Annotated in this window: 18 protein-coding genes; 14 read left to right on the top strand and 4 right to left on the bottom strand. The window is 58.2% G+C overall.

The genetic code is table 11. The features are described from left to right. Positions 1 to 72: 72 nt before the first annotated feature. From NB063_RS13840 to NB063_RS13795, 10 genes are all read left to right on the top strand, one after another. Entirely contained in the window at positions 73 to 927 is an 855-nt protein-coding gene (locus NB063_RS13840; protein ID WP_250929326.1) for a carbon-nitrogen hydrolase family protein, read from the top strand. A gap of 12 nt (positions 928 to 939) precedes the next feature. Then, complete coding sequence (locus NB063_RS13835; protein ID WP_250929325.1) at positions 940 to 1,284, top strand: rhodanese-like domain-containing protein; 345 nt, start codon at positions 940 to 942, stop codon at positions 1,282 to 1,284. Positions 1,285 to 1,578: 294 nt separating this feature from the next. Continuing rightward, positions 1,579 to 2,379, top strand: a complete 801-nt coding sequence (rpsB, locus tag NB063_RS13830) for a 30S ribosomal protein S2 (protein WP_250929324.1) — start codon at positions 1,579 to 1,581, stop codon at positions 2,377 to 2,379. Positions 2,380 to 2,666: 287 nt separating this feature from the next. Next, positions 2,667 to 3,644 carry a translation elongation factor Ts gene (gene tsf / locus NB063_RS13825; protein WP_250929323.1) on the top strand — a complete coding sequence of 326 codons (978 nt, stop codon included), beginning with the start codon at positions 2,667 to 2,669 and terminating at the stop codon, positions 3,642 to 3,644. A 186-nt stretch (positions 3,645 to 3,830) separates the two neighbouring features. Further along, the gene (gene rlmKL / locus NB063_RS13820) at positions 3,831 to 6,128 is read left to right on the top strand and encodes a bifunctional 23S rRNA (guanine(2069)-N(7))-methyltransferase RlmK/23S rRNA (guanine(2445)-N(2))-methyltransferase RlmL (protein ID WP_250929322.1); all 2,298 of its coding nucleotides are present in this window, start codon (positions 3,831 to 3,833) and stop codon (positions 6,126 to 6,128) included. A 140-nt stretch (positions 6,129 to 6,268) separates the two neighbouring features. Next, a complete protein-coding gene (locus NB063_RS13815; protein WP_250929321.1) occupies positions 6,269 to 6,535 on the top strand; it encodes a hypothetical protein in 267 nt (88 codons plus the stop codon). A gap of 21 nt (positions 6,536 to 6,556) precedes the next feature. Further along, positions 6,557 to 8,011: a hypothetical protein gene (locus NB063_RS13810; protein WP_250929320.1), complete on the top strand. Its 1,455-nt coding sequence runs from the start codon at positions 6,557 to 6,559 to the stop codon at positions 8,009 to 8,011. A 47-nt stretch (positions 8,012 to 8,058) separates the two neighbouring features. Next, positions 8,059 to 9,804: a type II secretion system protein GspK gene (locus NB063_RS13805; RefSeq protein ID WP_250929319.1), complete on the top strand. Its 1,746-nt coding sequence runs from the start codon at positions 8,059 to 8,061 to the stop codon at positions 9,802 to 9,804. A 177-nt stretch (positions 9,805 to 9,981) separates the two neighbouring features. Next, positions 9,982 to 11,574, top strand: a complete 1,593-nt coding sequence (locus NB063_RS13800) for a type IV pilus biogenesis protein PilM (RefSeq protein WP_250929318.1) — start codon at positions 9,982 to 9,984, stop codon at positions 11,572 to 11,574. Then, entirely contained in the window at positions 11,574 to 12,845 is a 1,272-nt protein-coding gene (locus tag NB063_RS13795; RefSeq protein ID WP_250929317.1) for a hypothetical protein, read from the top strand. The genes NB063_RS13800 and NB063_RS13795 overlap by 1 nt, the downstream gene beginning before the upstream one ends. Positions 12,846 to 12,855: 10 nt before the next feature. Here NB063_RS13795 and NB063_RS13790 read toward each other — a convergent pair whose 3' ends face one another. Continuing rightward, positions 12,856 to 15,504: an FAD-dependent oxidoreductase gene (locus tag NB063_RS13790; RefSeq protein WP_250929316.1), complete on the bottom strand. Its 2,649-nt coding sequence runs from the start codon at positions 15,502 to 15,504 to the stop codon at positions 12,856 to 12,858. Between the two features lie 171 nt (positions 15,505 to 15,675). Between NB063_RS13790 and NB063_RS13785 the strand changes: the two genes are divergently transcribed. The 3 genes from NB063_RS13785 (at position 15,676) to NB063_RS13775 (ending at position 19,125) form a co-directional block, all read left to right on the top strand. After that, complete coding sequence (locus NB063_RS13785; RefSeq protein ID WP_250929315.1) at positions 15,676 to 16,311, top strand: hypothetical protein; 636 nt, start codon at positions 15,676 to 15,678, stop codon at positions 16,309 to 16,311. Positions 16,312 to 16,524: 213 nt separating this feature from the next. Continuing rightward, positions 16,525 to 17,571, top strand: a complete 1,047-nt coding sequence (gene atpB, locus NB063_RS13780; RefSeq protein WP_250929314.1) for a F0F1 ATP synthase subunit A — start codon at positions 16,525 to 16,527, stop codon at positions 17,569 to 17,571. A 384-nt stretch (positions 17,572 to 17,955) separates the two neighbouring features. After that, complete coding sequence (locus tag NB063_RS13775) at positions 17,956 to 19,125, top strand: amidohydrolase family protein (RefSeq protein WP_250929313.1); 1,170 nt, start codon at positions 17,956 to 17,958, stop codon at positions 19,123 to 19,125. Here NB063_RS13775 and NB063_RS13770 read toward each other — a convergent pair. From NB063_RS13770 to NB063_RS13760, 3 genes are all read right to left on the bottom strand, one after another. Beyond that, positions 19,071 to 19,877: a CPBP family intramembrane glutamic endopeptidase gene (locus NB063_RS13770; protein ID WP_250929312.1), complete on the bottom strand. Its 807-nt coding sequence runs from the start codon at positions 19,875 to 19,877 to the stop codon at positions 19,071 to 19,073. The genes NB063_RS13775 and NB063_RS13770 overlap by 55 nt on opposite strands. 63 nt (positions 19,878 to 19,940) lie before the next feature. Continuing rightward, entirely contained in the window at positions 19,941 to 21,824 is a 1,884-nt protein-coding gene (locus NB063_RS13765) for an ATP-binding cassette domain-containing protein (RefSeq protein WP_250929311.1), read from the bottom strand. Between the two features lie 107 nt (positions 21,825 to 21,931). Beyond that, on the bottom strand, positions 21,932 to 23,740 hold the full coding sequence (locus NB063_RS13760) for an ABC transporter permease (RefSeq protein WP_407652626.1): 1,809 nt from the start codon (positions 23,738 to 23,740) through the stop codon (positions 21,932 to 21,934). Between the two features lie 274 nt (positions 23,741 to 24,014). On the opposite strand from NB063_RS13760, the gene NB063_RS13755 reads away from it, so the two are divergent. Beyond that, positions 24,015 to 25,427, top strand: a complete 1,413-nt coding sequence (locus NB063_RS13755; RefSeq protein WP_250929393.1) for a magnesium chelatase — start codon at positions 24,015 to 24,017, stop codon at positions 25,425 to 25,427. Positions 25,428 to 25,484 lie beyond the last annotated feature (57 nt).

Below are 25,484 nucleotides of genomic sequence, written 5' to 3'. Positions count from 1 at the left end.
TAACGATTTTGGTCGAATCAGGATCGAGTAAAACAAATTGTCATTCTTGTTCCGCTAGCCCTTGGTTTTACGATGTTGTTAGCCTGCGTCCAGACCGACATTCAATTTGCCGCCGTTGCTGCGAATCAAAAGGTCGTTCTCAACACGCTCAATGAGCTCAGCGACAAACATGTCGATCTCGCCGTTTTTCCCGAATGCATGCTGACCGGCTACGCATTTGACAGCCGCGAGGAGGCGTGGGACGTTGCGCTCAGCGAAGAATCCGAGGAGATTGCCGAAATTATCGCGGCATCCCAACGAACGGGTGTCGCTCTCACCCTCGGGACCCTCCTTCGAGTTGGTGAAAAACTTTATAACGCCGCCCTCATTATCGCCGGCGGCAGCATCATCGGCCGGTATCACAAGGTGCATCTGCCGCATTTGGGGGTCGACCGATTCGTCGACCGGGGTGAGATCCCTTATCAGGCCTGGACTCTACCGGGCAAAGACGGGGCCCGAGTCGGGCTCGGGATTTGTTACGACATCTCGTTCCCCGAACCGATGCGGGCCCTCGGTTTGGCCGGGGCGGATATCATCGCATTGGGCACGAATTGGCCGGTCGGGGCATTTCGAACCGCCGAAATCGTGCCGCCCGCCCGCAGCATGGAGAATCACTTGTTTTTTGTGGCCGCAAACCGGATCGGTCACGAAAGAGGCTTCGATTTCTGCGGCCTGAGCTCCATCTGCGGTCCCGACGGGGTCGAACTCGCTCGAGCCCCCGGCGCCGAACCCGCGATTCTGTATGCGGAAGTGGAGTTGGCGAAGGCACGCAACAAACGCATCGAACGCACGACCGGCAAGCATGTGATCGACCGGTTTGCCGACAGGCGTCCTGAGTTTTACGATACGCTGACTCACCCCGTCCAACCCGATTTGCCCCACGATTGAGCCCGATCACCTATGAATCATTCCAACGAACTGCCCATCGAGGTCTCTGTCACCGACGTGGAGGCCCTCCAAAAGTCCGGGGATGAGTTCATTTTGCTCGACGTTCGTGAGCCTCACGAATATGAAACCGCCCGCATTGAAGGCTCGCGATTGCTGCCCATGAGCGAGCTGCGAACCCGGCTCAATGAGCTGGAACCCCACAAAAACGACCACATCGTGGTGCAGTGCCACCATGGCGGGCGCAGCATGCAGGTAACCCAGGCGTTGCGGAGTATCGGGTTCACACGCGTTCAGAACATGGCCGGCGGGATCGACCAGTGGTCGCAAAAAATCGATCCGTCGATTCCGCGATATTAATTTCGGCTCAGATCGCCCGAGAGAAACGCGTTGGGGTTGTGGAAAAACGTTTCGTTTTCTAGCATTTCGCGTTCCGATACGCCGGAGGTAATTTCTGCCCCGGCCCCAATTCCCCTTTATCTTTCATGTCCTTGGTGGGGCGAAGGGCGTTAATGTGGCTTCTGACCGGTGTAACCGGGGGTGCCGCCAAAATGCTCTGGAATCAGCCGTCGTCTTGACGATGAGCCTGTATTCTCGAACCCGATGTGAATAGAACCAACCTGGAGATTGCCCGAAGAGACGGGCATAAAACTGATGGCGAACGAAATTGTTAAAGAGATGATCGAATCGGGCGTCCACTTTGGACACCGCACCAGTCTCTGGAACCCGAAGATGGCTCCCTACATCTTCGGCAAGAAAAACCAAATCCACATCCTCGATATTCGCGAAACTCTCCGCGGACTCCTGCGAGCCAAGAAGTATCTTTCGCAAGTCGCAGCGGGCGGCAGCCTGATCCTTTTCGTCGGCACCAAACGCCAAGCGGGTGAAGCAGTCGAAGAGCAGTCACTGCGTTGCGGAATGCCGTTCGCCAGCGAACGTTGGCTCGGTGGTACGTTGACCAACTTCCGCACCATTCGCAGCCGACTGGGTCGATTGGAAGAACTCGAAGCACTTCGCAGCAGCGATCGCATCCACGAATACAGCAAGAAAATGCAATCCTCGCTCAACCGCGAGTATCGCAAGATGTACCGCAACCTGAACGGTCTGCGGACCATGAACCGCTTGCCCGAAGTGATGTTCGTCGTCGACCCAGGCAAAGAGCGTAACGCGGTTCGTGAAGCCAAACGTCTCGGCATCACCACCGTGGCACTGATCGATACCGACAGCGACCCGAGCCTCATCGATTTGCCGATCCCCGGTAACGACGACGGTATCCGCAGCGTCGAAATGATCATGCGTGAACTCGCCGATGCGGTTATCGCGGGCAAGAGCCAGGTCCAAACGCAAGCATCTGACGCCGGCGCACCTGCCGCCGCTGCAGCACCAGAGGCCGCCGCACCGGCAGCCGAGCCTGCCGTTGAAGAAGCAGCTACAGCCGAACCTGCTGCCGAGTAATTGTTGTCTCTAACGAAAGTTCCCGAAACTTTCGGATTCGAAATCGTGGAAGTCGCCTGACTTCCGCGATTCGTCGGCTCTGATTCAGCTCTCAATGGGCTGTTCGAATCGACGGTCGAGTATTTCTATGGCGCCGTTCTCGTGGCTGGGGTGATACCACAGCCTCATCTTGCTAGCAGCGATGCGGGCGGCCAGGATACCCGCCTTGCAGGCGGAAACCAGATCTCACTCATCACCCCCCACTCAATCAACACAGTTGACTCTCGAAAATTAGTTAGGAAGAAAGAATGAGCATTTCTGCAAAAGACGTTAGCGAGTTGAGAAAATCAACCGGCGCTGGCATGATGGATTGCAAGAAGGCGTTGCAAGAATCCGGCGGCGACATGGAAGGTGCACTCGATTACCTTCGCAAAAAAGGCCAAAAAGTCGCTGAAAAGCGTGCCGATCGTGACGCCAACGAAGGTGTCGTCGTGGCGTTGACCGAAGGCAAAAAAGGCATGCTGCTCGCCCTCAGCTGCGAAACCGACTTCGTCGCCAAGAATGAAAACTTCATCGCTTTGACCGAGCGGGTTGCCAAGCTCGCGATGGAAAATGGCGTTAGCACCAAGGACGAAGTGAACGACCTGAGCATCGAAGGCACCACCGTCAAAGAGCACCTCGTTACCGAAACCGGTCGCACCGGTGAAAAGATCGAAGTCTGCGATGTCCAAGTCGTCGAAGGCGACAACATCGCTTCGTACATCCACGCGGGCAGCAAGATCGGCGTCTTGGTTTCCTACAAAGACGGCGGCAAAGAAGACGCACCTCAGTTCTTCCGCGGCGTGGCAATGCACATCGCAGCGATGAAGCCATCGATCCTGCATCCCGATGAATTCGACGCCGAATTCGTCGAGAAGGAAACCGAAGCTCTGCGGGCACAGATCATCGCCGAAAACGAACTCAACGCCAAAGAGAACCTCGGCAAACCGGTCAAGAACGTTCCTCAGTACGCCAGCCGTCGTCAGTTGACGCCAGAAGTCATGGCTGCGACCGAAGAAGCGATCAAAGCCGAGCTCAAGGCCGAAGGCAAACCAGAAAAGATCTGGGACAAAATCATCCCGGGCAAACTCGATCGTTTCATCGCCGACAACACCGCGTTGGACCAAGAACGTTGCCTGCTGAGCCAGTTCTACGCACTCGACGACACCAAGACCGTCGAAGCTGCCGTCAAAGATTTCAGCCCGGAAGCTGAAATCATCGAATTCAAACGCGTTGCGGTTAACTAGTCGCTCGAAACGCTGACTTTCGTATTAACATGAAAGACACGAAACGGCTCCAGTCCGCTGGAGCCGTTTTTTTATGCCACAACGTCAACCGCTCCACCCAACGACGAACACCCCAACGCACTCAACGTCGAGACGGAATCCGTATGCGATTCCCTACGAACGAACATCTTCAACCACGCACCACTCATGAACCCCTCGCAAACATTCGACCTCATCGCCGTGTGTGCCTTTGGGCTCGAGGCTGTCGTTCGACGTGAACTGACGGCACTCGGTATCGAGTCGACGATCGGTGAGTCCGGACGGGTTCACTTTCAAGGCGACATGGAAACCGTCGCCAAAACGAATCTTTGGCTGCGCTGCGCCGATCGCGTGACGATCCGTGTCGCCGAATTCCCCGCGGCAGACTTTGACGCATTGTTTGAAACGACCAAAGCACTCCCATGGGGTGACTGGCTGCCCGCCGATGCCGAGTTCCCCGTCACCGGACGCAGCGTCAAATCCACGCTCACGAGCGTGCCCGCGTGCCAACGCGCGATCAAACGCGCGATCGTGGATGCGATGCGGCGCGACCATCAAACCGAGTCGCTGCCCGAGACCGGGCCGCAATTCAAAATCGACGTCGCGCTACTCAAAGACACCGCGACGATCACGATCGACTCGACAGGACGTGGACTGCACCGGAGAGGTTACCGCTCCAACGTCACCGCCGCGCCGCTCAAAGAAACGCTCGCTGCCGCGATGGTGATGTTGAGTTATTGGAAACGCGATCGCCCGCTCGTTGATCCCTTCTGCGGCAGCGGAACGATCTTGATCGAAGCGGCGATGATCGGTCGCAACATGGCGCCCGGACAATCACGCGACTTTGCATTCGAACAATGGCCCGATTCACCACGCGAGACGCTGCTGCAACTTCGCACCGAAGCGTTACAGAACGTACTCGAGCCCTTGCCGCAGCGACTACTCGGCAGCGACACCGATTTTCGCGTGCTGCGTTTTGCTCGCGAAAACGCAGAGGCCGCCGGAGTCACCGCTGATGTGCACTTCGAAACCGCCGACGTCCGCGATCTCAAAAGCAGCCGTCGCTTTGGCTGCATGATCACCAACCCGCCTTACGGAATGCGACTGGGCCGCGACTGGGAGATCGAAGAGCTCTACGCCGCAATTCCTCACGTGCTCAGACACTTGCCGACCTGGTCGTTCTATTTCCTGACGTCCTTCGGCGCGTTTGAAAAGGTGCTGGGGCGGCAAGCCGACCGACGCCGTAAACTCTATAACGGACGGATCGAGTGCACCTACTACCAATTCCAAGGCCCCAAACCGGTGCTCGGCGAATCGGGGCGAACGGCCACCCCGACAGAGGAAACGGCTCCGCCCGAGCAACTTGATGCTCCCGCATCAGACGTCGAACCGGTTTCAGCAAAAAGCCCATGGGCGGGGAAGGTCGCATCGCAAGAGGTTGAGTCCAAACCGGAGCCGCCGCGAACGGCCAAGCCCTATGTCCACGCGGTCGGCACCGCCGCGTTTGGTGCGTTGCCCGAGAACGCTCAACATCAAGCTGACTTGTTCGCGACGCGATTGCGGAAGCGTGCGAAACACTTTCGCCGCATGATGACGCGGCGGAACATCACGTGTTACCGGCTTTACGAACGTGACATTCCCGAAATCCCTCTCGTCGTTGATCGATACGAAAATCACCTGCACCTGAGCGAATTCGAGCGGCCCCACGATCGCGACGCCGCCAGCCACGCGAGCTGGCTTGATCTGATGGCGGCCACCGCAGGCGAAGCACTCGATGTCCCCAAGGAAAACGTGTTTCTCAAACGGCGTTCTCGTCAACGCGGAAAGACGCAGCACGAGAAGGTCGCGGCAACGGATCGTAAGTTCCCCGTCCAAGAAGGCGGGCTGACCTTCCTCGTCAACCTCGCCGACTACATCGACACGGGACTGTTTCTCGACCACCGCGTCACCCGCCAAATGGTTCGCGACCAAGCGGCAGGAAAACACTTCCTGAACCTTTTTGCCTACACCGGCTCATTCACGACCTATGCCGCCGCTGGCGGCGCCGCGTCAACAACGAGCGTGGACTTGTCGCAGAATTACTTAGATTGGGCGCAAGAAAACCTCCAAGCCAACGGGCTCGACGGCCCCCAACATCAGTTCGCCGCGATGGACATCAGCGAATTCATCCGTCGACACAAACCGGGAGAAGTCTATGACCTCGTCGTTTGCGATCCGCCAACGTTTTCCAACAGCAAACGCACCGACGAGGATTGGAATGTACAAACCGACGCCGTGCCGCTGCTCAACAACGTCTTGAAACTGGTGCGTCCCGGTGGCGTGATTTACTTCTCGACAAACTTCCGCCGCTTCAAGTTCGATTCAGCAGCTTTGGCAGCGTCTGCAGTCCACGAGATATCCAAACAAACGGTACCCGATGAGTATCGCAACCGCCGCATCCACCGCTGCTGGAAGATCCTGAAGTGAGGTCGTGAACACGAAAATGCGGGTGAGGGATGGTGCGTCATACGTCGCGGACACGGCTTGAAATCGCAGGATTGCCCACAATATTTTGGCCACAGGCCCTTGTTATCTGATCAGAGGCAAAGCCGCGGCAAGAGAAGGAAATGCCCCATCCAAACGCCGCAAGCGAACGCGGCCCATTCGGATACCGCCCACAACCGGGCGGCGGGCATGACGGATATGACACCTGGCGGCCACCGGAATGGGGTGAACTGCTTGCAAAACCGTTTCATTTCGGGGGCACGCGGGGTATTCTGGGCGGATGCATCCCTTCGATCGAAACTGCCACCACCGCCAACCGCTGCGTTCCCAAACGTCCGCTTGGGAACGTCGAGTCGATGGGCCGATTAGAAACTGCCCGCGTTTTTTGAATCGGGGAGCGTAAAACGGAAATGCCGCAGGATTCCAAACTCGCCTTCGCCGTCTGGCTCTCACTCTTCGTTTTCGGCATCGCAAACATCGGTTCGGCGGAAACCCTGACCCGACAGGGCGTCCATTTGCGACTGACCAGCGACGTAGCGGACGAACGGTTACTCGAAGACCTAGTCGCATCGTTTGACGCCGCCGTCCCTCAGTGGCTGGCGTTCTGGGGATTGCCTGCCGAGCGGGCCGCGAACTGGAGCATTGACGGTTTCCTGATGCGTGACGCTGACGCGTTCCGCCGCAGCGGTGATCTTCCCAACCACATCCCACGGTTTAAGAACGGCTTCGCCACGCCCAAGGCGGTGTGGGTGAACTATCAATCGAGTGCTTATTACAACCGTCACTTGATGCTGCACGAAGGCGTGCACGCACTCACGTTTGAACTTTTTGGTGGTGGCGGACCGAGTTGGTACATGGAAGGCACCGCCGAACTGCTCGGCACACATCGCAACCGGCCCGCCTCTCAGTTCTCGCCCACCTCTGGCGCAGCAGATGGTTTACTAGCCCAAGCCGGCTCACAATTCCGCATCAACGAATTGCCGCGAAGCCGCGAAGAATCCGCGATGTGGGGCCGGTATCGGGTGATCGATGAACAACGGCAAACCGGCAGTTTTCCGACTCTCGCCAGCGTGATGAAGTTGCCGACCGATCTCGAAGGCAATGTTGAATCGTACACGTGGTGCTGGGCCGCGGCGCTGATGTTTACCTCGTACCGGGACACCCGCGACGCTTACATTTCCGCCGCACAGCGGGGCCGCGACCAATCCCCGGCGTTCACGACTCGGTTCTTTCGTGAGATCGGTGGCCAGTGGCCGGCCCTCCGAGCGAGATGGCAATTGTGGCTCCATGACCTGGAATACGGTTTTGACCGCCAGCGGTATCAGGTCGACCTTTCCACGGACGACCCCCGCTACGATGAACAACCGAAAACCTTCACGATCAATTCGGGGCTTGGCTGGCAATCGGCCGGGGCCTGGTTCCCCGGGGGGACGATTCAGATTCGAGCGAGCGGGCAGTGTGCGATCGTTGCCAAAGAAAACCTCGAGGCCGCCGCGGAAGCCAATCACACGGAAGATGCGGCCGGTCCCATTCAGCAGCGGGATTGGATCAGCACCCCGGGGGGCATCACCGTTCATTACCACCGCGGGTATCCGATCGGGCAACTGCAGGTATGCGTGCTGCCGATCCCCTCGGCAGACGTTAAAAAAGTGAGCCCTCTCGAGATTCTTCCGGTGACATCGCCTCCCGATGCCGCGGTCCGTCTGGCCGCCAGCGGTGTTTCATCGGCGACCGAAGTCGTCCGAACGGTTCAAATCGACCGACCGAGTTGGCTTTTGTTTCGTATTCACGATGCTCCCGGCGAAGACGGGCGATTTCAGCGTGCGGACAATCGGGGCGGATACCAGATCCAGATCTCCCGATAACGCGTTCACCAACTTCCAAAGTGCGGGCGAGATGCCCAACCATCCTGATGACCCAAAACCGCTTCCATCGCCGCCACGGTTTCTTCCTTGTACTCGTCCTGATCGTCGTCGCGGTGGCGACGATGGCAGTGTATTCGTTCACCGAATTGATGCTCGCCGCTGACGAAACCGCCTATTTGCAGGGCGACCTCGTGCAAGCTCGGTTAAACGTGGACACCGGGGTCGAAGCGGTTCGGCTGATCCTGGCGAGCTCTCCGGCGGACCGCGATATGATGGGCGGCACGTATGAAAACTCCTCGCTGTTTCGCGCCGTCGCGATCACCAACATCGTCGATGGACCGGTACAGCGGTTCACGGTACTCGCACCGGGGATCAGCGACACCGGATCGCTCGGCGGGATCCGATTCGGATTGCAAAACGAATCGGCGCGGATCAACGTCAATGCGTTGCTCGTTCTCGAAGAAAACTCCGACGCGATCTCCATGCTGACCACGCTTTCAAGCGGCAGCATCGATGCGGGAGGAATCTTAGGCGAAGCGATCAGCGGCGGCTCAAGTGCGAGTCTCGGCGATTCCGAGACACTCGACGCTGAGAACATCGCGGTGCAGCTATTGATGACGTTGCCCGGCATGGACGAATCGATCGCCGACGCGATCCTCGATTGGATCGACACCGACACCGAGCCGCGTCCACTAGGATGTGAAGACGAATACTACTCATCGCTGACGACACCGTACGCGTGCCCCAACAAACCGCTCCAGAGTGTCGAGGAATTACTGTTGGTCCGTGGCGTCACCCCGCAACTCTTGTTCGGCGCGGACACCAATCGCAACGGGGTCTTGGACCTCGACGAACAACAACGAACGGCCGCTAGTATCGACACCGCGGGCGTCCTCGGCTGGGCTTCTTATCTCACCGTTCACGGCGGCGAGAACAATAAGACCGCGGCGGGTGATCCCCGTGTCAACATCAACGGCGAAGACCTGGAGGTGCTCTACGACGAATTATTGACGGCGTTGGGTGATGAAGGATTTGCGTCGTTCATCGTCGCGTACCGGATGGCCGGCAAATCATCGCTCGAGAACTCAGCGGCGATTTTGGCGGTCGCGGGAGGCGGCGGAGGGGACGAAGTCACTGCGCCTTCAGGCTCGAATTCAGAGGATGATTCCGAAAAAGAATTCTGGACGGTCGATGCGTTGGCCGACCTCGACCTGACCGCAGGCGCGGGCATCGAGATCAACCAGGTCCTGGATTTAATCGACGCGGAAGTCACCATCGGTGAAGGCGATAACGCGGTGGTGTACATGTCACCATTCATCAGCGACCCGACCTTGATGGCCGAGTATTTGCCGCTGCTGGTGGATCAACTGACGACCCAGGACGTCGACGTGCTACCCGGACGAATCAATTTGAACGAGGCACCGGCGGAAATCCTGGCAGGCATTTCGCTCGTCGACGCGGACACGATGGCGGCGATCCTCGAAGCCCGCAACGCCACCGGAGCGGGCACCGGAATGCTCGGTGGCGGCTCCTCCGCCGATCGCACCCACGAAACCTGGCCGCTCACCGAAGGCATCGTGACGCTCGACCAAATGCGGGCGTTGCTGCCGCTGGTAACCGCGGGTGGGGACGTTTTTCGGGCGCAGGTGATCGGGTTCGACGAAACGAGCGGCTTAGCCGCCCGCGGCGAAGCGATCATTGACGCGACGACGCTGAACCCACGCGTGATCGCCTATCGCGACCTCACCCACCTCGGTCGGGGCTTCGAGTTGTCGGTGTTGCGGGGATACTAGCCCCGCGATGTTGGCTTCTCGCCCGAAATTTCGGAGATCAACCGAACCAGTGGGATTAGACTGGGGTTAACTCAGTATCTCGCGTCATTTTCACGCAAAAAACGCCGAAAACGGCGGTAATTGAACTCACGGGGCGAATGCCCCGCCGATGAACTTTTAGCACTCAGCCGTAACTTTATGCCTCGAATTGCTCTCGATTGGGATGACGAACAGATCCGAATGGTGGCCGCCGACCAGTCCGGCCGCCAGGTGCGATTGCGCGCCGCAGCGGTCGTGCCGATCGGCGACCGGGATCTGACCACCGCACTTCAAGATCTGATCAAAGACCACTCGCTCGAAAAAGGCGAATGCTTGGTTGCCGTCGGACGTGATCGCGCCGAACTTCGCCAGATGGAATTCCCACCGGTGCCGTTGGATGAATTGCCCGATATGGTGCGATTCCAAGCGATCCGGCAATTCGCATCGGCAGGTGACAGCGCCGCGATCGATTACATCACCACGCACGTCGACACCGACGGCATCAAGGCAATCGTAGCGGCGACCGGACCCACTCAGCTAACCCCAATCCAAAAAACGATCGAAACGGCCGGCTGGACTCTCCACCGCGTGGCCTTGCGACCGATCGCGGCCGCGGCGTTGTACCGGATGAAAGTTGCGCGACCGGCTCCCGCGACGGATATCGAATCGCAACCGACGATCGCCTTGATCGACCTCGTCGCCGATGAGGCAGAAATCGTCTTGCTTCGCGGAGGCGAAATCGCCTTCGTCCGATCCGTTCGGTTGCCCGCCCATCCCGCCTCCTCGGCCCCAGTCTCACATGCCCGAACGAATTCGCTCGCCGGAGAAATTCGCCGCAGCTTGATCGCCTGTGGTGCCGTCGGCTCGCCCTGCAACGTGGTCATGTGGGGTACCGAAGATCGACACGGCGAAGAGATCAAACTGTTGGCCGAACGGATCAGCCAACAACAGGACGCTCCCTGCGAAACTCGCCTGATCGACCCGCTCGAACTGGTCGGCGCCGACGACAGCATTCGCACGTCAACCGGTTCCATGGTTGGTCGACTGGCACCGCTCGTCGGATTGCTCGTAGCCGACGCCGGCAACGCCAATGAGCTGATCGACTTTCTCAACCCACGCCGCACGATCGAGGTCAAAACGGACAAGCGGAAGGTTGCCGCCATGGTCGGCATCCCGCTCGCACTCGCGATGACGATCGTGTGGATGTTGTGGGGCAACTTGGCACGGCTCGACGAACAAATCGAACAACAAACCGCCGTCAACGCCGAACTGAAGCAAAAGACGAAGTCCTCAGACAAGATGATCGACAAGACGGAACTGATCGACCAATTTCTCGACGGTGATGTGAACTGGCTCGACGAATTCGAGCGTTTGGCGGGCTCCATGCCAGCGGCTGATGAATTGATCGTCAAAGAAGTCTCTGCGATCTCCAACTCACGTGGCGGCGGCGGGCGTATTGTCGTTACCGGCCTCGTCACATCGCCAGAAGTGATCGACGCGTTCGAAACCGCTCTGCGAGACGAATCGCACCAAGTCACCGGTGACAAAGTCACCCAACTAGCAACCGACGATGCCTATCGTTGGCAAATGACCGAAACCATTGCCGTCGCGCCCGCGACGGTTCGTCAAAAACGATATGAACGCATGCAAGCTTTGCAACAACAGAACGCCGGTGCAAAGAACGTCGACACCACCGATGAAACCGCAGCCGATTCCGAAACGGCGACTCCCAATGCATCGGAGGCCACCTAATGACTCAGCGTGAACGCTATTTGTCGATCGCGATCGGCGGTCTGTTTGTGGTCATCGGATTCCAGTGGGCGTTTAACCAATACCGCTCCGCGATACGATTCCGCCAAAACCGCCTGAATTCGTTGGCCAACGAAACCGAAAACCTGCAAGCCCAATGGCTCGCGGGAGCCGAAGCCGAACGGCAACTCGGCGAGTACAAAATCCGATCGCTGTCGAGTGACACCGAAGTCGCCAAGAGTTCTTACCAGTCCTGGTTGCTCGAAACCGTTGGTCGGCTCGGCATCGCCGATGCCATCGTCGATCCGGTCGGGGACTCTCCCGTGGGCGATCTTTACACGAAGTTTGGCTTTCGCGTCTCAGGCAAGACCAATCTGAAAGGGCTCGTCGATTTGGTTTATGCGATTCAATCTCGCGACCAACTGCATCGGATCCGCGAACTGCAATTTGCACCGGTCCGCCAAGGAGTCCGCCGCGCCGATGCCAAGACGAACGAGAACGCCGAGACACTCAACGTCTTGCTCACACTAGACGCCATCTCAATGTCAATCGCAGACGCGTCGCCACCGCCACCATCGCAAACTCCGTCATGGCGAATCACTCGTTCGCTTGCCGACTCACGTGACGTCATCTTGAACCGCAACCTGTTCCAGCCGCCAAACCAGCCGCCCCAGTATCGTGGCGAAGAACAAATCGTTGCCTTCCGGGGCGAGAAAAACTCGGTCACGTTTCCGTTTGTCGACCCCGAGAACGATTCCGTCAGCGTTCGCGTCGAAGGCTATTTCCCGGAATGGGTTGAATGGGACACCGATTCGGAACGGCTGATCGTCACTCCTCCGCGGGAGAACACCGAAGACGGATCCGACGACGATGGTGACACCAAAACAGCGATGATCGACCAGTTCGAACTGCAAGTGATTGCTACCGACAACGGGTACCCACGTCGCCAGACGACCCAAACGATGGTCGTCAAAATGCGGTCGCCACCACCGCCCCCGGCACCGCAAACGCCACCCCCTGGGTTTGATGACGCCACGCAAACCTTCCTGACCGCGCTCGTTCAAGGCCGTGACGATTGGACCGCGTGGATGAACGTGCGGACGCGGGGCAAGACGTTGAAACTCAAGATCGGCGACGAATTCGAAATCGGATCGGTCCGCGGTAAGGTCACCGGCGTCACCTCTCGGCGGGTGTCGCTTGAGATCAACGGCCAAACGTACGAATTGCGTCCAGCGGAAAAACTCAGCGACGTGCTGGCTGAAGACGAAACCTAAGCCAGCCGCATCACTGCATGCATTGCTGTGCGATCGTCCCATGGCTGTCCGCTGCGGGACGATCGACGGTAAACCGACGAAGAATCGCTCCGGCGATCGCCGCCCCACTCAAAAAGGCCCCTTCGACTCGTGGCCCGCCGCACCAATCGCCGCACGCACCGAGCATCGCCGACGGATCCCACAGACAGTTTTGGGGTAACGCTTCGCGTGTGTTGGCATATCGCCAACGATGGGTGACCGCGTGATGAACTTGCCCCAATTTGCGGCCGAGCATCAACTCGAACGCGTGGATCATCTGATCGCGAACCCATTCCGCATCGGCTTCGAGATTCTCCGCTGACCAAACCTCTGACGCGTGCAAGACCCAGCTCGATGCATGTCCGGGAGTCGACTTGGCCCGTCCCGGTTTGGCGTCATTGCGGGCGATCCAACGCAGCGGCCCCTCGTTGACGAATGCACCGGCGAATGGCAAATCGTCTAATCCGTCACAATGAATCATTAAGGTCCAACAAGGAACCATCTCAACCCCCGCGATCACGTCCGCAAGCTCTGTGTGTCCTTGCAGCAGGGGCGCCGATTGCTGCGGTGGACAGTTCGTGACAACAAGATCGAATTGCCCACGTGATTCTCCGCTCTCGTCGAGAATGTCCCACGCATCGGCCTCGCGAACGAGTTGTGCAACACGGCAACCGAGCGTGACATCGAGGTCGCTGGCCAGATGCTTGGCGATCGAATTCATCGCGGGCAAACCAACGAATCGCGGCTGCGACCGTTTTTCAGCAACGATCTCGCCACCGGGACGCAGCTCAACGATCCGTCCCATCCATGACGCCGCCTTTCCGCTCGCGATCCAGCTCCTGACGTAGCGAGCGAACCGATCATCGCGGACCGTGAAGTACTGCGCACCATGATCGAACGAGGGAATGCCGTCACCGCGACGCGTCGCCATCCGACCACCGACGCCACGCGATTTGTCAAAGACGCGGACATCCAGGCCATGGTCTGCCAATGTTCTCGCGGCCATCAAGCCTCCGATGCCGGCCCCGATGACTGCGACGCGCGGCAACGTCGCTGCGATCGGCCGATCGCAGCGATCCGAAAAACGTTTCACATCCAGTCGATTTTCGTGTTCAGCCACCGAACGCGTACGTACCACACCGAACACCGGAGACTCCGGGGCGAATGGACGATCAAACTGACCAAAACACCACAGGATGCCGCCATAGCTCGCGGGGCTGCGACCATCGAGTGCATAACGATGGTTCAGATCCACTACGGAGCACAACGCTTGTTCCGGACATTTCGTCATCGGCAAGAATGCCTTGCCCCAAGTCATGCGAAGATTGTTATGCAGTTCGCCATGCCGCAACAAACTCCGCTGCGCCGCATCCCACAACGTCTGCTGTGTCTTGCCGCGCGCGAGGGTTTCCCAGTCGTGCGTTTGCTCGCGTTCGTCATCGGCGTGCTTGCGAAGCGATTCACTCGCCCAGTCGGGACAGGCATCGAGCGTGTCGAGGGTTTCGGTGTGAAGCTCGCAAAAGTGAAACGACATTTCACGCCAGATCAAAAACTCATCAAGGAATTTTTTGACCGCTGGATTTTCGATCCGCTGTATCGCCGCCTCGATCGCCGGTTCATTCTCACCGTCAGCCTCGGTATTCCCCGACGCCGCGAACGCTTCGCGAGCGATTCGAAACGGGCTGATCATCCCGTAGTGAAGATACGCACTCAAACGGCTGCCACCGAGTGGGTCGGCGGAATCGTTGCGACGTTGATCGTAGGCGTGTAATCCGTTTTCTTGAAACGCCTCCCAACGCGCATACCCGGCTCGCGAACCACCCGGCGAATCTGGTACCGGTGCGATCGTGTGGTCGATCTTGCACTGACCGATCAACCGCGCCAAACAGGCGTCTTGCAAATCCAATGGCTCAAAGCCCAAAGGTCCCACGTAAGGCTCCGGCAATTCGCTCGCATCGACATGATCGTCCTGCATGGCCTGCGACAGATCATAGGGACGGGCGACGCGTTCGTCGTAACTCGCCGCGGTCAAATCTCGATAGCGAAACGCCCTGCAGACCCAGGGCTCGATTTGTTCCAAATCGAACTCAGACAGGTCGTCGCCAAGATCGACAGCTGCATTCTTTTTCGAGTGGCGTTTTTTCGCTAAATCGGCGACGACCGAAAGAGGAACCAAGCAAGTTGTGTCGACACTGACGATTGGAGTCTTCGTGATGCATCGAAGTCTCTCGGTCCACTGCACCAATGGAGCAACCGGCATCGCTTCGGTCACCACCACAGCGGCTAGGCGGGCGAGGTCTCGTAGGTGGGCACCGCGATGCCCCGCTCGCTCAAGATGAAAGACATACGCGTAACCGGCTGCAGCCATTTCCCGCTGGACGTCGCGGGCACCCTGCAAAATGAATGCGTGATGACGATCCGAAGCATACGGGTATTTTTCGGACAGCCCGTGATAGATCAACAGCGGCAAACCGTTTTGACGAGCGAGTGCCTCGGCGACATCGAGTGCGGGATTCTCGTGAGCGCGCAACGCGTTGTGCATCCAGTACAAAACAAACTCACCGGGGGCGTGATTTGTTTGTTCAGGTGCGAGGCACCACTGGCAACGTTCCGAGAGCGATGTGGGGAGTTGTTGATCCAAGCGAATTCCGTTGTTCGAACGGGTCCCGAACTGAGTTGGAAATTTTGAACGGCGTTTTCGTTCCGACACTTGCAGGTTAGGGTTTTGGCAACGCCGGGGGCACCTCCCGCGCCAGCTCGCCCCGGACTTCTAAGCCGGGGCCGTCTCCTTTGCCCAGAACACTGACCTCTTATGGACACCTACCCCTATCGACCGTATCGAAGAGTCCTCTACGTCGTCGCGGGGGTGTGGCTGATTGTCGCATGCGGATCAATTCTGTACGAGCGGTCGGTCGTTCCGATCGCGGACAACGAGGCCCCGCAGGTGCTCTCAACGGCCGATATGGTGATGATCGCCGTGCTCAGCGGTATGATCGCGTTCGGATCGATCATGCCGGGGTGGTCGATCATCATCCCGCCACCGGAGCCCTCTGAGCCGGAACCGGAGGCACCTGAACCCAACACCAACGCATTAGCAACCACTAAACAACCTGTTAAGGACACCGGAACGCCACTAGAGCCCCAAAAAGGACCGGAGCGGGAACGTCTGGACGAAAAATCCAACGAGAACGACGAAATTCAGGACGACGATGCTCCTCCGCAGCCGTTGTCTCCTCGGGCGCTCGCGATCGAGCGGCTCGGACACGCTTTTCTGATCGGAATGATGATTCGCATCGCTGGCACCGTTGCTTTGTTTTTATCCAGCAGTTATTACATGGACGCATCACCAACGAGGATCGGTATTTGGGTGTTAGCATGGCACTTGGTTCTCCTGATGACTGAAGTGATTACGCTATCTCGCGAGATCCGCATTCCGACGCCGAGCTAGAACTTTGTCAGCATGAAAACTTGGGGTGGGACCGGGCGGCTCGCGCCGTTCCGCTATGCTTTTTAGCGGAACGGCGCGATCCCTCCGATTCCAGCAACCGTCAAGTTTAAGCTAGGCAAAGCACTCACCCCGATCCTGATTTCGAAGTTGCCCACCCGACTGTCGCAACCTCTTTCCCGCATTTCCGGTTCACCTCCGCCTTTTCAACATTCCATGTTCTATTTTCTTGCCGCCGGACACGACCCGACCGACCACGCGATCCCACACGCACTGCACCATTCGCCGCTGTTGAAAATTCCAGTGGGAGGTGCGGAAATGAACAGCCCGGCTTTGGGAATCCGCGACGGATACTACGAGTTTTTCATCACGAATCACTTGATGATGTCCGCGTTCGTCGCTCTGTGCCTGATCATCGCGGGTGTGCTTTGCTCGCGGAAAATCAGCATCTACCACGGCGAGGGGCTCGGCCGTTACCAGACCCGCGGACGGATTTCGCAGCTCTTTGAAACGATCTGTGCCTTCATTCGTGATGAGGTCGCCTATCCCAACCTGCGTGGCCTGACGGACAAGTACATCTACTACATCTGGACGGTGTTTTTCTTCATCCTCTTTGCCAACATCCTGGGCGTGATTCCGTTCGGTTATATGTTGCAAATGTTGACAGGCGACCCGCACTATTCGCACTGGGGCGGCAGTGCCACGGGCAACTTGGCCCTGACCGGCGTCCTCGCGATCACGTCGCTGTTCGCGATCGTGTACATCGGCATCCGCGAAACCAGCGTCAAGGACTTCCTCAATCACTTCAACCCGATCGGCTGGGACGGCGGCATCGCCATGCTCCCGATTGCGTTATTGCTCTACGTTCTCGAAGTACTCAGCTTGTTGATCAAGTGCTTTGTGTTGGCAATGCGACTTTTCGGCACGATGATGGCCGGTCACTTGGTCCTCGCGGCTTTCGTGGGCCTGATTTTCGCTGCTCGTGCCGCTGGTGATGGAACCGCCTACGCGGTTAGCCTTCCGGTTGTGCTTGTCGGCACCGGCCTGACGCTGCTCGAACTTTTCGTCTGCTGCCTGCAAGCGTTTATCTTCACGTTCCTGACCGTGCTGTTCATCTCCTCGATGGCTGTCCACGAGCACGAAGAGCACCTCGACGACGACCCACACGCGATGGAAGACGCCTACCAAATGGATCCTGACAAAGTCTTCGAGCCAGGCCGTATCAGCCCTTCGGTTGGTGCCAGTCATCCGGCAACGAGCTAATTGCGTTATCAGTATTGAATATGGGCGTGAGACCGAACGGCTTGCGCCGTTCCGCTGCGTCTTTTAGCGGCAAGCCGTGAGCCTTCCGGTTCAGGCAACTCCCAAGTTCAGGCTAGACGAAGCACTGGTTGCTCACGACGGATCTCACTCAATACGTCTGCGTGGCCGAAGGTTTGTTGAGACCTTCGGCCCTTTGCTTCCTAGCACGACATATTGACGGTACTGGGAAGCAAGCACTGACTCCGGACTGCCGTTCCGGCTCATCTCGCACTATCAAGCACCCCCGCAGAACCGGCTACGGAGCGTCCTCTGATCCACGGCGATTTCACACTGCGTGCTCGGTGGATCATCCCCATCGATGGACCCCCGATCGAAAATGGTTTTGTGTCCGTCGCGGACGGCCGGATTGTTCAGACCGGTCAGATCACGGCCAGCAATCCCGCGCCGGGTGGCTCGGTCAAAGACCTAGGCGACGTCGCCATCCTACCGGCCCTCGTCAACGCCCACACGCATCTTGAGTTCAGCGACCTCCCCGGCCCCATCGGTCGCCCGGGGATGGAACTCGCCGAATGGATCGTCGAGGTCGTACACGCCCGTCAGAACGCGACTCTCGACGATGATACCGACCGCCCGTCGCCCCGTGCGAACATCACCCAAGGTGCTCTGGAAGCTCAACGGGGAGGCACCGGCCTGATCGGTGAAATCGCATCGACGCCGTGGCCCGGTATCGATCCCCACACGGCCGAACTTGCATCGACGAAAATCATTTCCTTTGCCGAAGTCCTCGGTTTGACGCAAACACGCGCGAACGAAAAATTCCACGCGTGCGTTTCCCATCTCGAGTCGCATCGATCCCTCGCAGGCATCAGCCCCCACGCTCCGTACTCGACTCCGCTAAGCCTGATCGACCGTTGCCTTGATCTAGCGATCCGCACCAACCATCCGGTTGCCATGCACGTCGCGGAATCTCCCGCCGAACGAGAACTCTTGCAACAGGGCAGCGGCCCGTTCGCAGACAACCTTGCGTCCCTCGGATTTGATCTGTCGGCCCTGTTTCCATGGCGGCACCCCGAACCGATTCGACACTTAATCGAGCGACTCGCCGTAGCACCGTCGGCGTTGTTGGTTCACGGCAACGACTTGCGTCCACTTGAAATCGGTCTCATCGCTGAACATCCGACACTCAACGTTGTTTACTGCCCGCGAACACACGCGTTCTTTGCACATGACCGACACCCCGTCGCCGAACTGATGGCCGCGGGGGTGAACGTGGCGCTAGGCACCGATTCCAGAGCCAGCAATCCGGACCTGCAACTTTGGCGTGAGGTCCGTTGGCTGCTGCAACATCGGCAAGACTTGTCGCCAGCCGACGTGCTCAAAATGGCAACACTTGGCGGAGCCAGGGCGTTACGGCAAGACGACCGCTACGGAACTCTGGCTCCCGGTCGTGCATCGGTGTTTGCGATCGTTCCGACCACGGCACCAACCGCTGAGTCGCTCTACGTCGACTTTGCCGACTTCGACGCCTCTTCCGCCGACGCACTCCACAACTGAATCGCGTCGTACAGGGCGTGAGCGATAATGGGAATCATCAGGTTCCCAGTCAGAATCAAAAGCACTCCGAAATACAGCCCCATTAGCCCCGTCACGGCGATGTACAGCTTGCTGATCGGATGAACAAACCCGAACGAAATCGATGAGAGGATCCAGGCGACGGTCATTTCCCATCCGACCGATTCCGACCACCACTGGGTCAACCCCGACCAGGAAACCATCGCCGACTCACTCACGGCCGGCCCGCTACTAGCCAACAAACCACTGCCCCCCTGGCTCGCGATCTCAGATGTCCAGCCGCCAAAGGCCCACCATGGACGCACGATTGACGGATCTCCCGACAGCAGGCTGACGGTTTCTCCATGGAACACATTTGCCAGAGCCGGCATCAACCAACCGCGGAACAACAGCTCCTCACCGACACCGGCACAGAGACTGATCACTAACAGTTCGACCGGCCCGAGCTTCAGCATCATCTCGATCATCGGATGCTCACTCAACTGATCGAGCTGCTCGACCGCCGGATGCTTGATCCGGCGAATCACCGCCATCAAAAGCAACAGCGGGAACGTCGCCAAAATCCCTAACCCGACACCACCAAGGAGTGCTGGCAGTTGTTCCAGCGAAGGCACGAGTTCTCTCGCATCGGGTCCCAAGACGTACCCCAGCACGAGGGCCAACACCCCTAACCCACCTTCCACGCCGACGGCAGTGTGAAACAACGTATCAGGCGACTGCGGTTCGTCGTCCATGTCCGAATCCGTCAAAGTGTATTCAATCGATGAGGTTAGGAGGCGGGTAAAAGAACAGCTGCGTCAGCTGCCACTACGATGACGGTAGGGATTGAACAAGAGATAATTCAAATGCCGGTAGAGGTCGCTGGAATTCAGCAACTCGGCATGGCAACCCTCACCCACCAGATTGGCACCGTTGAGCAAGACCACCCGATCACACTGGCGGAGTGTTTGTAACCGGTGCGGCAGCACCAAGACCAGAGCCCCGGAGGAAGCCAGCGTCTTTAACGCTTTCAAACAGGGATCGTTCGACAATTGCTCGGTCGGGGCAGGCGGCTCTTTCGCCAACACGATCGGCGGACGATGCAGCAGGGCCCGCGCGAGGCCGAGCATGTATCGCGAATTCATCGACAATCCGTCGCTCGAACGCCCTTCACGCAAATCGGTCACGGGGCCAACCATCGTGTCGAGCCCATCACTCAGACGCGTGATCTGCTCGTAGATACCGAGCTCCTCGAGTACGTTAACCATGTCCCGTTTGTCGACCGATTTGCTCAGCCCGGCCATCAAATTCTCAGTGATCGTTCCTTCCCATAACGGTCCATCGGGAGCGATCCACATCACTTGTTTTGCGAGCGCCTGGGGATGCACGTCTCGTAGCGAAATCCCATCGATCTCAACAATCCCGCGTTGTGGGCGACCAAAGCCCATCAAAAGCTCCGTCAGCGACAACGTCGAAACGTCATCGGTGCCCAACAACGCGACAAGCGATTTCGGCCGCAGTGACAAACTCAAATCTCGCAAGATCGGTTTCCCACCGGCATCGTGTAGGGACACGTCCCGCAGGTCAACGGATTCTCGCAAACCGGCCAACCCCACGAGCCGCTCGCTCGGGGCAACGTCATCGCCACGTTGCAGATACAAATAGACCGACTCACAGGCCCGGGAACTGCGGCGTAACTGTCGGGCCAATTCGCTCAGTCGGGCCGCGGAAAACGCCGACGCCGTGAGCGCCAAACCGAGCACCAAGGACGCGGGCAGGCTCAGCCCTTGTTCGCCGTGCAGGATGTTCGCCCCTAATCCCATCACCAACAACGCGATCGCGATACTGCCGGCAAACATCAACACCGGCCACAAACGCCCGCGACGCGAGTCGTCACCGGCCACCCAGCGATCCAACGCATCAAGTTCCGCCTGGAAAGCATGATCAGCCAATCCGCCGGCCTGTAATCGCGCCATCATCGGCGCGTCACCGATTAGGGACACCAATCGTTCGCGGATTTTTGGAATTTCAAATCGTGACAACTGCAACCAATCCGGGCTCCGCATCCACGAATACAATCGCCACAACCCCGCACCGCTGATCACCGCAAGAATCGCCAGCCACACGTTCACCAACAATGCCAACACGACACAACCGAGCAACATCAACACGCTGCGCGGGATCACGCGGTACCACAACGAAAGCCCCTTCCCGAGTTCGGGCAGATCGGTGCTGATCAGTTGCCTCGCCCGTGACCGCTGGGCCGCAGCCCCTTCGCTTTCGGCTCGTCGCAGACTTTGCTGCAACAGACGCTGGTGCAACATTTTGACCACTTCACGAGTCCGGCGATCCGAAGACCGGCGATTCATCCAAACGGCGAAACAGAACATCGCAGAAATCGCAATCGCAACGATCACCAATTCCGACAACTGGGCAAACGGCGCCTGCGACGCAAACACGCTCGGTACCGGGATATTCAGATACGTGCCAAGCTCGACTGCGTATTGATCGCCCATTGCCCGGGCGAAACTGGCGTACGGTCGGGGCAATTCACCATACTCGATCAGCGCAGCGACCATCCCAAAAATGACGATCAATGCGGGCACGGAAAAACCAGCAATGATCGCCCAGAACCAATGAAACATTGATCCAGAGGAAGTCACTTCGCGGCGGGGTTGAGCCAAAGTTGCAAATCGATTCACGTTCACCAGCCTCATGATCCTCATCGTGGAATGGGCACTCGCAGGGGACCTGCCTGTGAACCGAGTTTACACCAAATTTTTGGGCTAATCACAACAGCCCACAATCGCTAAGCCAAATCGCGATCTTCAAACAACAACATCGCCAACATCCAAACCGCGATCACAAACACCACTAAGTAGTTAAAGACCCCCGCCAGATAGATCAACGGCACGGCACTCCCCGAGTCCATCGCGGCCTGCACGTTGAACGAATTCAAGTTCGGAACCACGACCGCGATCAATTTCCCGACAAAGCCGACGAGCTCAGTATTCTCCTTCGCAGACGCCACCAACGGACTCGTGAGGTTGCCGATCACGTAGATCGAGAAGCAGGTGATGAAGTTCGCCAACAATGGCAACCGAGTCGCCAACGCCACCGCGACTCCGCCGATCGCCATCGTTTCCATGAAATACAAGCCAAGAACCGGCAACGTCGTCATGATTTCCTCGTGGCCGACCTGCCACACGGGCAGTTTCTCGCTCGTCTCGCGGGCGTCATAAATCGGTTTGTAACTGAGCACCACCAACAACACAGCCGATAGGATCACGAACAACACAAGCACGCTCAGCATGATGCCTGCGTACTTGCCCAAGATGAACGAACGACGACTGACCGGTTTGCTCAACACCGTCAACGCGGTCCGACCTTCGATCTCTTCACTGACCGATGTGCCCGCACTCCAGACCGCCAACAACATCCCCATGATCATGATCAAGGTCACGCCGCTGTCTTTGAGCAAACGGATGTCGTCACCGAGCGTGTTGAAGGGGAAGATCCCGAACAACAACACGCCAAAGATGCCCATCGCCAACAGCAGCAGATACAGCGGCTGAGCCATTTCGTTTTTCGCCGTCGACAGCGCCAGCGCCCAAACCCGCGGGGCCGCTTGCCGTGTCGCCATCAACGCCGTCATCGTCAAAAAGAAGATGATTGCGATAAACACGATCGACGACGCCTGCGGAACTTGCGGCAGGTTCTTGAACGTGAACACCACACGGGCAGGGTCGATTTCTTGGTTGTAAACGTGCAATTTGCCCGGATCACCGGGGATCGGTGGCTGTTCGCGGTCTTGGTAGCGATACTTGATCGCCTCGCTGCTGCCTGGGTTCAACTCGACCGGCGAACGGCTGAATGCGGCCGGGTCGGCCGAATCCGCCAAAAACACTTTCTTGTCACTTTGGATCGTCAGTTCGGCGACGTTGCGGAAGTTGTAGTCGATGCCCGCAGGGAAAAACTCCGGCTCGTCCGAGGATGCCGGTTGGATCGTGGCGACCTCCACTTGCGTGCCGTCACTCATGACGTTCACCGATGGGATGCTTTCGAGAATCCCACGTGGGTCTTCCACGAATGGGGTCATTGCCATGCCGAGCAAGACGAAGACGCCCGCGGTGCCGAGCAGATAGGGCATCACGCCTTCGCTCAACATCGAAAACCATTCGTTGCGGGTGCGGTGCCACATCCCGTAGATCAGCCCGAATCCGAGCCCCATCCCGATCGTGATCAGAGGCAATAACAGCAATTGGCGGTTGTCACCGCCTTGGGGCAGGTAGATCACGCACAGGGTCGCCGAGAAAATCGCTCCCGCGATCAACGATAACGTCACGCCCTGACGCGGGCGATCCGCGATCGTCCCCAGGGCTGGGACCAGCGACAGCAGCGATAACACGCCGTAAATCACGGCCACTCCGACCACACCGAGCAGCAGGCCGACCGACAACACCCAAATCGGCGTCGCAAACGTGGGCATCCATTTGCCCATCTGGCCAAGGATCAAGAACGAGTCCAACGAACCGGTCGACAGCGAATCCACTAGTGAAATCGATTGTCCCCGGCCCAGAGACACGGACGAAAAGGCATCAGTCAAGCCAGCGATCATGCTCGGCAACTCAAAACGAGGGGAAGATTGCAGTAAATAAGGTACTCTTCGCGATTCATGTTCGCGAAACCGGAGGTCTCGAAGCTACGCAGCGTCTCCCATTTTGGTTTGCCTAAATTTGACCAGACGCAAAACTGACATTCGCGGAAACGACCTGAGCCGTCAGGTCCGACCTAGGCGATCCGGTAAGATGCCGTTGGCAGCCTCCCGGCCGCCCACCATTCATCCGATCCAGTTCGCATATCTTCATCGAGACCGCCCCGTGACCACTACCATGGCCCCCCCGGCTGCCAACAATCTCCGCGATCTGCTCAGCCAAGGCTGGAAATCCAGAACCGTCAAACAGGAAATCCGTGATAATTTCTCTCGGATGCTAGCCGCCGGCGAGGAACTCTATCCGGGAATCGTCGGCTACGAAGACACGGTGATCCCCGAAATCAACCTGGCGCTGTTGGCCGGCCACGACATGCTGTTCCTCGGGGAAAAAGGCCAAGCCAAGAGCCGGCTGATGCGACAGCTCGTTCAATTCCTCGACCCGTTTGTCCCCTACATCGACCATCCTGAGCTGCCGCTCCACGAAGATCCGCTCGCGCCGATCACGTCGCTCGGCCGGCGACTCGTCGAACAACACGCCCCCGAAGACATCGCGATCGCGTGGTGGCCCCGCCACGAACGCTACGCCGAGCGACTCAGCCCCGGCACCAAATTCGCCGACATCATCGGCGAGATCGATCCCGCCAAACTGACGGGAGGGGTCAGCATGAGCGCCGAGGAAGCACTCTCGTTTGGATTGATCCCACGGATGCATCGCGGCATTTTTGCGATGAACGAATTGCCAGAACTCGACGACCTCGTCCAAGTCGGCCTGTTCAACATTCTCGAAGAACGAGACGTGCAGATCCGCGGTTATCCGATCCGCTTTGACGTCGACGTGATGATCCTGTTCTCGGCAAACCCGGCCACGTACAACCGCAGCGGCAAGGTCATTCCCCAGCTGAAGGACCGCATCGGCACGATCGTACAAACGCACTACCCGCGTGAACGCCATCAGGGCATCGAGATTCTGCAACAAGAAATCGGCAACGACCTCGGCGGTGATTATCCGGTCCACGTGCCGCTGTTTATGTATCAGATCATCGAAGAGATCACGAACCGGGCTCGTCACAGCAAATACATCGACCAAGCCTCCGGGGTTTCGGCTCGCTTCTCGTTGGCGAACTTCCGAACCATCGTCGCCTCGGCCCGCCAGCGTGGCATCGTTCATGGCGAGTCTCCTGCCGTGCCGCGGATCAGCGACCTGGGACACCTCTACGCCAGCTCGCTCGGCAAACTCGAACTGGACCTAATGGGGACACACCAGATGAGTGAGCGGCAGGTCCTCGACAACGTGATCGCCGAAGCAATCCAGATCGTGTTCAGCGAATACATCGAAGAACACGGCCTGGCTGAAATCGCTGAGATTTTCCGCGGCGGCGTGCGGGTCGAAGTTGGCGATCTCTTACCCAGCCGTCTGTATGCTGAGCGATTGCAGCATGTCCCGCCTGCTTGGGACCGGGCATTTGAGGTCAACGCTAGCGAAAACGAAGCGATGCGTGCCTCCTGCGTCGAATTTATTTTGGCGGGACTGTACAGCCTCGACAAAATCAGCCGCTCGCAAAAACACGGCAAAATTCATTACGAAACCTAACGGTCGGCGGCGTTGCTCGGGCATGGCTCGACACGTCGGCAGGGCAGGTTCCCGCTC

The sequence above is a fragment of the Aporhodopirellula aestuarii genome (genome assembly GCF_023701485.1).
Classification (GTDB): Bacteria; Planctomycetota; Planctomycetia; order Pirellulales; family Pirellulaceae; genus Rhodopirellula; species Rhodopirellula aestuarii.
This window is presented reverse-complemented; position numbering and strand designations above follow the sequence as displayed.